The organism is Pseudoroseomonas cervicalis ATCC 49957, from assembly GCF_000164635.1.
Taxonomy (GTDB): Bacteria; Pseudomonadota; Alphaproteobacteria; order Acetobacterales; family Acetobacteraceae; genus Pseudoroseomonas; species Pseudoroseomonas cervicalis.
Window position 1 is genome coordinate 149434 of the sequence record NZ_GG770781.1, and the last position, 9803, is coordinate 159236.

Annotated in this window: 11 protein-coding genes; 2 read left to right on the plus strand and 9 right to left on the minus strand. The window is 73.4% G+C overall.

Translation table 11 applies throughout. The features are described 5' to 3' along the window. Positions 1–707 (minus strand): FadR/GntR family transcriptional regulator (locus HMPREF0731_RS15820; protein ID WP_007005175.1); only part of this gene is annotated, 707 nt, incomplete at its 3' end. Positions 708–832: 125 nt separating this feature from the next. Here HMPREF0731_RS15820 and HMPREF0731_RS15825 point away from each other — a divergent pair. Together HMPREF0731_RS15825 and HMPREF0731_RS15830 are read left to right on the plus strand one after the other, a co-directional pair. Next, the gene (locus HMPREF0731_RS15825) at positions 833–2611 is read left to right on the plus strand and encodes a gamma-glutamyltransferase family protein (protein WP_007005176.1); all 1779 of its coding nucleotides are present in this window, start codon (positions 833–835) and stop codon (positions 2609–2611) included. A 93-nt stretch (positions 2612–2704) separates the two neighbouring features. Then, positions 2705–3073 (plus strand): hypothetical protein, encoded by a 369-nt coding sequence (locus HMPREF0731_RS15830; RefSeq protein ID WP_007005177.1) that lies wholly within the window; start codon positions 2705–2707, stop codon positions 3071–3073. A 15-nt stretch (positions 3074–3088) separates the two neighbouring features. Here the strand turns inward: HMPREF0731_RS15830 and HMPREF0731_RS15835 are convergent, their stop codons facing one another. The 8 genes from HMPREF0731_RS15835 to HMPREF0731_RS15865 form a co-directional block, all read right to left on the minus strand. Next, on the minus strand, positions 3089–3673 hold the full coding sequence (locus HMPREF0731_RS15835; RefSeq protein ID WP_040613619.1) for a hypothetical protein: 585 nt from the start codon (positions 3671–3673) through the stop codon (positions 3089–3091). A 1-nt stretch (position 3674) separates the two neighbouring features. After that, on the minus strand, positions 3675–4964 hold the full coding sequence (locus HMPREF0731_RS23280; RefSeq protein ID WP_007005178.1) for a glycohydrolase toxin TNT-related protein: 1290 nt from the start codon (positions 4962–4964) through the stop codon (positions 3675–3677). Next, on the minus strand, positions 4964–5398 hold the full coding sequence (locus HMPREF0731_RS15845; RefSeq protein WP_007005179.1) for a DcrB-related protein: 435 nt from the start codon (positions 5396–5398) through the stop codon (positions 4964–4966). The genes HMPREF0731_RS23280 and HMPREF0731_RS15845 overlap by 1 nt, the downstream gene beginning before the upstream one ends. A 156-nt stretch (positions 5399–5554) precedes the next feature. Continuing rightward, on the minus strand, positions 5555–6079 hold the full coding sequence (locus HMPREF0731_RS15850; protein ID WP_007005180.1) for a hypothetical protein: 525 nt from the start codon (positions 6077–6079) through the stop codon (positions 5555–5557). A gap of 27 nt (positions 6080–6106) precedes the next feature. Continuing rightward, positions 6107–6955, minus strand: coding sequence for a shikimate 5-dehydrogenase (locus tag HMPREF0731_RS15855; protein ID WP_007005181.1), 849 nt, complete (start codon positions 6953–6955; stop codon positions 6107–6109). 4 nt (positions 6956–6959) lie between these two features. Next, on the minus strand, positions 6960–8138 hold the full coding sequence (locus HMPREF0731_RS26215) for a molybdopterin dinucleotide binding domain-containing protein (protein ID WP_245538345.1): 1179 nt from the start codon (positions 8136–8138) through the stop codon (positions 6960–6962). After that, entirely contained in the window at positions 8063–9280 is a 1218-nt protein-coding gene (locus HMPREF0731_RS26220; protein WP_007005183.1) for a molybdopterin-dependent oxidoreductase, read from the minus strand. The genes HMPREF0731_RS26215 and HMPREF0731_RS26220 overlap by 76 nt, the downstream gene beginning before the upstream one ends. A gap of 90 nt (positions 9281–9370) precedes the next feature. After that, positions 9371–9580 carry a hypothetical protein gene (locus HMPREF0731_RS15865; RefSeq protein WP_007005184.1) on the minus strand — a complete coding sequence of 70 codons (210 nt, stop codon included), beginning with the start codon at positions 9578–9580 and terminating at the stop codon, positions 9371–9373. Between the last annotated feature and the right edge of the window lie 223 nt (positions 9581–9803).

Genomic DNA, 9803 nt, shown 5'->3' on the forward strand with positions numbered 1-9803 from the left:
GGGTCCTCGGGCGGGGCGGCGGCGGCGCCGGACCAGCCATGGCCGGCGCGCAGCGCCTCGCGCACCATGGCGGTGATCGATTGCAGGTGTTCCCACATCGCGGCGTGCGCCTCGGCCGGGTCGCGGCCGGCGATCGCCTCCAGGATGCGGCGATGCTCGGCCACCGAGCGGCGGCGGATCGCCTCGGTCGCGGCATTGGCGCGCAGCCGGCCCCATTCGGCGCGGGCGCGGCAGGCCTGCAACTGGTCGAACAGGCCGAGCAGCAGCGGGTTCTGCGCCGCCTGCGCGACCGCGCGGTGGAAGGCGGCGTCCCAGCGGCCCCAGCTCTGCAGGTCGGCGGTCTCGGCGCCGCGGCGCACCGCCTGCTCGATGGCGGCCAGGTGCTCGGCGCGCGCCTTGGTGGCGGCGAGGCCCGCGAGCTGCGGCTCCAGCGCCAGCCGCGCCTCCATGATGTCGGTGGGCGGCGAGGCCGGCAGGCTGCGCGCCGGCTCCTCCGGCGGGCGGGGGCCGAGGAAGGTGCCCTGGCCGATGCCGCGCCAGATCCGCCCCTCCAGCTCCAGCCGGGAGAGGGCCTCGCGCAGCGCGCGGCGGCTGATGCCGAGATGGGAGGACAGCTCGCGCTCCGGCGCCAGCCGGGCGCCTTCGGGCAGCTCCAGTCCCGCAAGATGGCTGCGCAGGGCGCGCAGCGCGTCATCGCCTTTGCTCATGGGACCATGATACGAAGGTTTTGCGGCAGCGGAAGCACCCTTCTGCCGCTTTGCAGCAAAAAACGCCCGGCCTAGGATGGCGGGCCAAGGACCAATCTGGTTTGGTCCCAGAACCGGGAGCCCGCATGTTCACCACCCGCCCCGAGATCCGCGGCCGCTTCGGCGCCGTCGCCAGCACCCATTGGATCGCCAGCGCCGTCGGCATGGGGGTGCTGGAGCGTGGCGGCAATGCCTTCGACGCGGCGGTGGCCACCGGCTTCGCCCTGCAAATCGTCGAGCCGCACCTGAATGGCCCGGGCGGCGAGGTGCCGATCATCCTGCAACGCCCCGGCCAGGCGCCGCAGGTGATCTGCGGCCAGGGCGGCTACCCGATGGCGGCGACGCCGGAGCGCTTCGCCTCCCTCGGCCTGCGCCAGGTGCCGGGGACCGGGCTGCTGCCCTCGGTGGTGCCGGGCGCCTTCGACGCCTGGATGCTGCTGCTGCGCGACCACGGCACCTGGCACCCGGCGCAGGTGCTGGAGGCCGCCATCGACTATGCCGAGAACGGCTTCCCGGTGCTGCCGCGCGTCGCCTCCTCGATCCTGGCGGCGGAGGGCTTCTTCAAGGCGGAATGGCCGAGCTCGGCCGAGGCCTGGCTGCCGGGCGGGCAGGTGCCGCGGCCGCGCAGCCTGCTGACCAGCCCCGCCATCGCCGCCACCTATCGCCGCATCCTGGCCGAGGCGGAGGCCGCCGGGGCGGACCGCATCCGCCAGATCGAGGCGGCGCGCGACGCCTTCTACCGCGGCTTCGTGGCCGAGGCGGTGGACCGCTTCTACCGCAGCGCCGAGCTGATGGATTCCACCGGCCGCCGCAACGGGGGCCTGCTGACCGGGGACGACCTGGCGCGCTACCAGGCGCGCTACGAGCCGACGGTCAGCCGCGACTATCACGGCGTCACCGTGCACAAGACCGGCCCCTGGGGCCAGGGCCCGGTGCTGCTGCAGGCGCTCTCCATCCTGGAGGGCTTCGACCTCGCCGCCATGGACCCCTCGGGCGAGCGCTTCATCCACACCGTGGTCGAGGCGATGAAGCTCGCCTATGCCGATCGCGAGGTGTTCTACGGTGACCCCGACGTGGTCGATGTGCCGCTGGCGACACTGCTCTCGCCCGAGCATGGCGCGGCGCGGCGCAAGCTGATCGGCGAGGCGGCCTCGGCCGCGCTGCGGCCGAGCGAGCTGCCGGGCGCGGCCGAGCGCATGGCGCGGGTGCTGGCCATGGCCGGCGCCGAAACCCCGGTGGGCCTCGGCCATGGCGAGCCGACCTTCGCGCCGCTGCCGGTGGAATGGGGCGACACGGTGCATCTCGACGTGGTGGATCGCTGGGGCAACATGGTCTCGGCGACGCCCTCGGGCGGCTGGCTGCAAAGCTCGCCCGCCGTGCCGGGCTTGGGCTTCTCGATCACCACGCGCGGCCAGATGGGCTGGCTGGAGCCGGGCCACCCCTCCACCGTGGTCGCCGGCGCCCGGCCGCGCACCACGCTGACGCCGACCCTGGTGACGCGCGAGGGCGAGGGCTGGCTGGCCATGGGCACGCCGGGCGGCGACCAGCAGGACCAGTGGACGCTGGCGGTGCTGCTGCGCCACCTGCATCACGGGCTGGATCTGCAGGCGGCGATCGACCTGCCGCTCTTCACCAGCCAGCATTTTCCGCAATCCTTCTACCCGCGCACCCTCTCGCCCAACCGGCTGCTGGTGGAGGAGCGCATCGGCACCCCGGCCATCGCCGGGCTGCTGAAGCGCGGGCACGATCTGCGCATCGAGCCGCCCTGGTCGCTGGGCCGGGTCTGCGCCGCCGGCCGGCGCGACGGCATGATCGTCGCCGCCGCCACGCCGCGTCTGATGCAGGCCTACGCCGTCGGGCGATAAGGCCGTGCGCCCCGCCGCGCCGCGCGGAAACTTTGTGCTGGGGCGCGCGGGGCGCTATGCCGGGGGCGCCAACCCCCACGGCAGGAGGACAGGATGTCCGGCTACGCCCCTTCCCACCAGGACGAACTGGACGAGGCCGAAGGCCCCTCCCCGCTCTGGCGCGCGCTGCGGCTCACCGTCTGGGCGGTGGTCAGCTTCGCGCTGACCTTCGTCGAGCTGGTCGCCGAATGGGTGGCGCCGCTGCTGCTGCTGGGCGGCCTGGCCTGGCTGGCCGTGGTCCGGGTGGTCGGCACGCTGCATCTGGAGCCCGAGATCCAGCAATTCCTCCAATATGTGCCGAGCCAGCTGCTGGTCGCCGGCACCGTCTGGACGCCGGTGGGGCTGATCACCCAGGGCATCACCCTGCTGGCCATCGTCGCCGGCTGCCGCACCCTGAACCGGCTGATCTCGCGCGAGGTCTGAGCCCGCCGCGCCGCCCTATTCCGGCGGCAGCGGCGTGCGGCCGATGCGGCTCCAGATGTCGGTGCGGTCGCCCTCCTGCTCCGCCCGCAGATGCAGCGCGACCGGCGGCAGCGCCCGGCTCCAGGATTGCAGCAGCAGCTCGCCGCGCACATCCACGGTGAAATAGGCGTAGCCGCCCTCATGCGGCGCCAGGAAGGCGCCGGCCTCGCGCGGCGACACCCCGGCGCGGCAGCTCTCCGCCGGGTCGATGCCGAAGGCGGCCAGCACGCCCTCATCGCCGCCGGCCGGGTCGAGCGTGTAGAGCAGCGCCAGCAGCTTCGGCTGGTCGGCCAGAACGGAAAGAATCTGCATGGCGGCGTCCAGCGCGCAATGCAGCACCAGCCGCTCCCGCCCCGCCGGCAGGGTCAGTTCGGTGGCATAGAGGAACCGGGCAAAATCCTCGGGCCCGTACAGCGCCTCCAGCTCATGCGCGCGGCCGCAGCCCTGGTCGCGCGGGGCGATGCAGGCGCGGTCGGCGGCGCCGGCGGCGGCGTTGAAGGCCTCGTGCCGGCGGAAGCGCTGGCGCTCCAGCCCGGTGACGTAGTCGGCAAGGATCAGCATCTCAGGGTCCGTCGCTCATATAGCCGTCGCGCTTGGCGTCCTTCACCGAATAGGGCACCGGCTTGCCATCGGCGGTCGTCGCATTGGTGGGATGCACCAGCTTGTACTGGGTGCCGCCGCCGGGCTGGTCGAACCAGGGGGCGATCTCCGCCTGCTCCACATGCGTCGGCTTGTCGATCTTGTAGACATTGGGCGGCCCCGATGGCTCGCCCGGCAGGGCGCGGGCCGAGAAGGAATCGCCCGGCTTGCCGAGGAAGCTGCCATGCTCGCCGCCGAAGCGGTCCACCGTGGTCGGCGGGCCGGAGGTGGTGGGATCGATGGTGGTGCGCACCGGCTTGCCCACCGCGCCATCATTCGGCGGCCACCAGGTGTCGCCATTCGGCTTCTTCCAGTTGGCGGCGCGGGCGGCGGCGTATTCGCTGCGGAAATCCGGCGGCATGCGGTTGACCGCCGCCACGGCCGCCGGGTTGCCGCCGCTGGTGCCCTGGCGCAGCATGACGCCGGTGCGCGTCGTCGGATTGGTCCAGATGCGGTTGCCCGCCGCCTGGCCGCCGCGGAAGCCGAAGCCGCCGCCCAGCGCGCCGCCGAAGACACCGCCCACCACCTCGCCCACCGCCTGGCCGGTGGCGCCGAAGCCCATCGCCGCCGCCGCCATGCCGCCGGCCTTGCCGCCGAGATAGCCACCCCCCACCCCGCCCACCAGGCTGCCCACCGCGGCGCCGAGCCCGTAGCCGGCGGCGATGCCGCCGGTCGCGATCAGCGTGCCGCCGATCGCCATGGCCATCATGGTGTTGCTGAGCCAGGTCGGCACCTCCGGCTCGGGCTTGATGATCTCGACGCTGGGGCCGCCCACCAGCACGTTGGGCGAGCCCTCGCGGATGGTGGCGGAGCAATCCATCAGCTCGGAGACACGGGCCATGGGCTGGCCATGCACCAGCACCGTGGCGGCGCCGGTGGCGACCAGCCGGGGCGGGCCGGAATCCTGCGCGCACATCCCGTTGGCCAGCACCGTCATGGTGGCGGGGCGGGCATTCACCAGCACGGTGGGCGAGCCGATCATCAGCGCGCCGGTCACCGGCCCCTCGATGGTCTGGCCGATCGCCTGGCCGGCCAGCCCCGCGCCGCCGGTGGTGGCGATGGCCGCGCCGATGGCGATGGCGCCGAGCCCGCCCGTCGCCACGATGGCGACCCCCACCAGCGCGCCGACGGCCAGCCCGACCAGCACGCCGGTCATGGCGGCGCTGTGCCCGAACGGGTCGCCCACCCTGGCGGCGGGAAGCCCGTCCGCCATCAGCCGAGCCGGAAGCTGCGCAGCATCTCCCGGAACACCGGCTCGGCCGCGGCGAAATCGGCGCGCCCGGCGGTGCCGGTGGCGACCAGCAGCCGCCCCTCACCCGCATCGACGAAGGTGACCCATTGCGTCAGCAGCGCCTGGGGCGAGCTCCAATCGACGCGCAGCTCGGCGGTCGGGCGGCGGGAGCCGGCCAGGATGCGGCGCGACACCTCGGCGAAATTGGCCAGCTGGCCGCGCATCTGCGCCACCTGGCGGTCGAGCAGCGCCGCCATGCGCTCCTCCGGCGGCTCGGGCAGGTCGGGCGGCAGCCGGTCCTGGGTGACCACCATGTTGGGGGTGACACCGGAGCCGCCGGGCTGCGCCGCGCTCAGGATCAGCATGGACCGGTCCTGCCAGCCGGGCGGGCAGTCCATCTGCATGCCCTGGATCATGCGGCGCCTCCCGGGCGGTGCGTCGGGCGGGCGGGGCGGTGATGGGCCGGGCCGGGCATGATGGACAGGGCTTTCCCTCTGGCGTCAGGCGGCGGAGGCTAGCAGCCAGGCGAGGCGGGGCAAGCAGCGGGGCGCTGACAATCCCGCGCGGGGCGGTCAGCCCATCTCCGAGGCCAGCACGGCGCCGCCGGGCGGCGCGATGCGGAGATGCTGGTCCAGCAGGATCAGGCAGGGCAGGCCGATGGCGTCGCAGAAGGCCTCGAAGCCGCCCGGCACCAGGACCGGCCGCAGCACCGCCCAGTCCAGCCCGAAGAAGCCGGCGAGAAACGCCGCGCCCTGCGGCGGGATCGGCGCCGGCGGCACCGGGAAGAAGCCGTCCGGCACATGGCCATCCTGGCCGAAGGGGCGGTCGAAGAAGGTGATGCTGCGGTAGCCTTCCTCCGACAGCAGGTTGAGCTGCCAGCCATGCTGGTCCTCATCCACCCGGATATGGATCGCGGGGCCGAGCCGTGGCAGCACCGCATCGTCGCCGAACAGCGCGACGGGGCACCAGGCGGGGCCGGCCTGCGTCTCGATCTCCGTGTCGAAGATCACCGCCTCGGCCCCCGCCGCCGCCAGGGCGTCGCGCAGCCGCGCCGGGTCGTCGGTGCGCAGCGCGTAGTAATCCGTGTATTCCGACATGCTGTTTCCTGCTTCGGCGGGCGCGCCTCAGCGCGCGCTCTCGCCCCGCGCATAGGCGGCGGCAGCGTCCACCTGCGCCTCGGTCGGGCGCTGGCCGGTGTAGAGCACGAACTGCTCCAGCGCCTGCAGCACCGCCACCTCGACGCCGGTGATCACCACCTTGCCCAGCGCACGGGCGCGGCGCAGCAGGGGTGTCTCCGGCGGCAGATGCACCACGTCGAACACCGCCTCGGCCGCCTCGATCATCGCCTCGGGGAAGGCCAGCGCCTCGGCCTCCGCCCCGCCCGCCATGCCGATGGGCGTGATGTTGACCAGCAGCGGCGCGGCCACCGGCTCGGCGCTCCAGCGATAGCCGCAGGAATCGGCCAGGGCACGCCCGGCGGCCTCGTTGCGCGCCACCACGGTGCCGTCGCGGAAGCCGGCATCGCGCAGCGCGGAGACCACCGCCTTGCCCATGCCGCCGCTGCCCCGCGCGGCGAAGCGTGTCGTGGGCGGCACACCATGCTTCGCCAGCAGCGGCGCGATGGCGGCGTAGTCGGTGTTATGCCCGGTCAGCACGCCATCATCGTTGACGATGGTGTTGACCGAGCCGATCGCCGCCGCCGAGGGGGCCAGCCCGTCCAGCAGCGGGATGCAGGCTTCCTTGAACGGCATCGACACGGCGCAGCCGCGGATGCCGAAGGCGCGCAGCCCGGCGATCGCCGCCGGCAGATCGGCGGTGGTGAAGGCCTTGTAGGCCCAATCCATCCCCAGCTGCTCGTAGAGATGGTTGTGGAAGCGCGAGCCGAACTGGCCCGGCCGCCCGGCCAGCGACATGCACAGCACCGTGTCGCGGCCGATGAAGCGGCCGCGCTGCCCGGCCCCCGGAAACCCCATCCCCTCAGGCCGCCTGGGGCGGCCGGAAGGCCTGGATCGGCGGCAGATTGCCGTCGAAGCGCTCGACCTCGATGGTGGTGAGCTGGCCCGTGCAGCCCTGCGCCAGGTTCGAGGTGCCGACATCGCGCGTCAGCACATTCGGGTTGCCGTGGACGCAGAGGGATTTTTCTTCCTCGGGATCCGCCGGGTCGTACCAGGCGCCGGTGGCCAGCTGCACCACGCCCTGCCGCACGCCCTCATCCAGCCGCACGCCGGCGAGGCAGGCGCCGCGCTCGTTGAACAGGCGGATGACGTCGCCATCGCTGATGCCGCGCGCGGCGGCGTCCTCGGGATGCATGCGCGCCACCTCGCGGCCGCGGTGCTTGGACTCCTGCGAATGGCCGCCGAAATCCAGCTGGCTGTGCAGCCGCGTCGCCGGCTGGTTGGCCACCAGCACCAGCGGCGCCTCGGCGCGCGGCACGTCCTCGGGCGGCAGCCAGGCCGGGTGGCCGGGGCAGTCGGCCTCGCCGAAGCGGGCCACCGTCTCGGAATAGATCTCCAGCCGGCCGGAGGGGGTGGAGAGGCGGTTGGCCTCGGGGTCCTCGCGGAAGGCGCGCAGCTTGCCGCCATCATCGGGGGCCTGCGGCAAGGGCAGCGTGCCCTGCCGCCAGAATTCCTCGAAGCCCGGCGCGGGGGCGCCGATCGCCTCCAGCGCCGCGCGGGTGCGCTCATAGAGATGCTCCAGCCATTGCCGGCTGGTGCGCCCCTCGGTGAAGGCCGGCCCGACGCCCATCCGCTCGGCCAGGCCGGCAAAGATGTCGTAATCGTCGCGGGCCTGGCCATAGGGCTCGGCCAGCTTGTGCATGGCGACCAGCAGCGGATCGTTGGAGCTGGCGCCGAGATCCTCGCGCTCCAGCGTCATCGTGCAGGGCAGCACGATGTCGGCGTGGCGGGCGGTCGCGGTCCAGGCCAGCTCATGCACCACCAGCGTGTCGACGCGGGCGAAGGCCTGGCGCAGCCGGTTCAGGTCCTGGTGGTGGTGGAACGGGTTGCCGCCGGCCCAGTAGACCAGCTTGATGTCGGGGTAGTGCCGCGTCTGGCCATTGTAGCGATAGGCGCCGCCCGGGTTCAGCAGCATGTCGGAAATGCGCGCGACGGGGATGAAATCGGCGATCTTGTTGCGGCCCTGGGAGAGCGTCGGCACCGGCACGGCGTTGTAGCGCCGCCCGTAATAGCCGATGGCGCATAGCCATAGCCGCCGCCGGGCAGGCCGATCTGCCCCAGCGCCGCGGCCAGCGTCATGCCCATCCACACCGGCTGCTCGCCATGCTCGGCGCGCTGCAGCGCATGGGCGACGACCACCAGCACGCGCTTGCCGGCCAGGCTGCGCGCCAGCGCCACGATCTCCTCCGCCGCGACGCCGGTGATGCCGGCGGCCCAGGCGGCATCCTTGGGCTGGCCGTCGCTGCGGCCCGTCAGGTAATCCTCGAAGACCGGCCAGCCGGTGGTGTAGCGGTCGAGGAAGGCGCGGTCATGCAACCCCTCCGCCACCAGCGTGTGGGTCAGGGCCAGCATCAGCGCCGTGTCGGTGTTGGGGCGCAGGCTGAGCCATTCGGCCCCCGCCTCCTCCGGCAGATCGCTGCGCAGCGGCCCGACCAGCACGAAGCGGCAACCGCGCGCCCGGGCGCGCTCCATGGCGCCGCGCTCGACATGCTGGCTGATGCCGCCCCCCGCCACCATCGAGTTCTTCAGCGCCATGCCGCCGAAGGCCAGCACCACGTCGCTGTGCTCGGCCATCTGCTCCCAGGTGACGTTGTGCTTGGTCAGGTCCTCGTAGTCGCCGAGGATATGCGGCACGATCACCGTCGCCGCGCCCGAGCTGTAGCTGTTGACCGAGCGCACATAGCCGCCGAGCGCCGTGTTCAGGAAGCGGTGCACCTGGCTCTGCGCGTGGTGGAAGCGCCCGGCGCTGGCCCAGCCATAGGAGCCGCCGAACACCGCCCCGGCGCCGTGCCGGTCGCGCACCCGCGACAGCTCCCCGGCCAGCAGCTCCAGCGCCTTGTCCCAGGAAACCGGCACAAATTCGTCCCGCCCGCGCCGGTCATCGGGGCCCGGGCCGCGCTCCAGCCAGCCGCGGCGCACCATGGGCTGGGCGATGCGCGCCTCGTGCCGCAGGGCGGCGGGGAAATTGTCGAGAATGGCGTTGGGGTCCGGGTCGCCCGGATGCGGCCGCACCTCCAGCCCCTCGGGCCGCATGCGGGCGGTGAACACGCCCCAATGCGAGCTGTGCTGGCGGAAGCCGTCGCGCAGCGCGGTCTCCTCCGGGCGGTCGGTGGTCTGCGGCATGGCGGGGCTCCTGCGGCTCACGGCGTCTGACAGCTTGACGATCAGGCCGCCGCTGTCAAACGCCGCGCGCGGCGGGCACCCGGCCCGCCCTCAGTTCGCCCGGTCGGGCGCCGCCTCCAGCCGCTCCGCCTCGCTCTCCAGCAGGGCCAGCAGCTCGGCGGGGATTTCCTCCCCGGCTGGCGCGGCGTAGCGGCGCTGAAGCCCCTCGCGCAGCCAGCCATCCAGCGCCCGCTCGGCCGGCGACAGGCGCGGCCAGGCCCTGCCCTGCTGTCCGGTGCTGAATTCGGCCTGGCCCATCATGCGTGCTCCACTGTCACAGGACCGAAACCCGCCAGGGCGGGCAAATGTTGCGCCGCCCCCGTGGAAGTCCGGCCTTGTGGCCGAAACATCACGCCACCCGGCCGGCCGCGCCGCCGCGTCAGGAGCTGCCGCGGTTGGCCGGGCGGGCGCCGCCAGCCAGGCTGTCGAGCTGCTCCAGCTCCCGCCCTTCCCCGGCGGTCTCCGCCGCCGGGGAAGGGGGCCG

Coding starts and splice junctions, on each gene's coding strand:
- HMPREF0731_RS15850 (WP_007005180.1), bottom strand. CDS start 6,079: ATGTCGGAATACACGGATTACTACGCGCTGCGCACCGACGACCCGGCG.
- HMPREF0731_RS23280 (WP_007005178.1), bottom strand. CDS start 4,964: ATGGCGGACGGGCTTCCCGCCGCCAGGGTGGGCGACCCGTTCGGGCAC.
- HMPREF0731_RS15835 (WP_040613619.1), bottom strand. CDS start 3,673: ATGCTGATCCTTGCCGACTACGTCACCGGGCTGGAGCGCCAGCGCTTC.
- HMPREF0731_RS15865 (WP_007005184.1), bottom strand. CDS start 9,580: ATGATGGGCCAGGCCGAATTCAGCACCGGACAGCAGGGCAGGGCCTGG.
- HMPREF0731_RS15845 (WP_007005179.1), bottom strand. CDS start 5,398: ATGATCCAGGGCATGCAGATGGACTGCCCGCCCGGCTGGCAGGACCGG.
- HMPREF0731_RS15825 (WP_007005176.1), top strand. CDS start 833: ATGTTCACCACCCGCCCCGAGATCCGCGGCCGCTTCGGCGCCGTCGCC.
- HMPREF0731_RS15855 (WP_007005181.1), bottom strand. CDS start 6,955: ATGGGGTTTCCGGGGGCCGGGCAGCGCGGCCGCTTCATCGGCCGCGAC.
- HMPREF0731_RS15830 (WP_007005177.1), top strand. CDS start 2,705: ATGTCCGGCTACGCCCCTTCCCACCAGGACGAACTGGACGAGGCCGAA.
- HMPREF0731_RS26220 (WP_007005183.1), bottom strand. CDS start 9,280: ATGCCGCAGACCACCGACCGCCCGGAGGAGACCGCGCTGCGCGACGGC.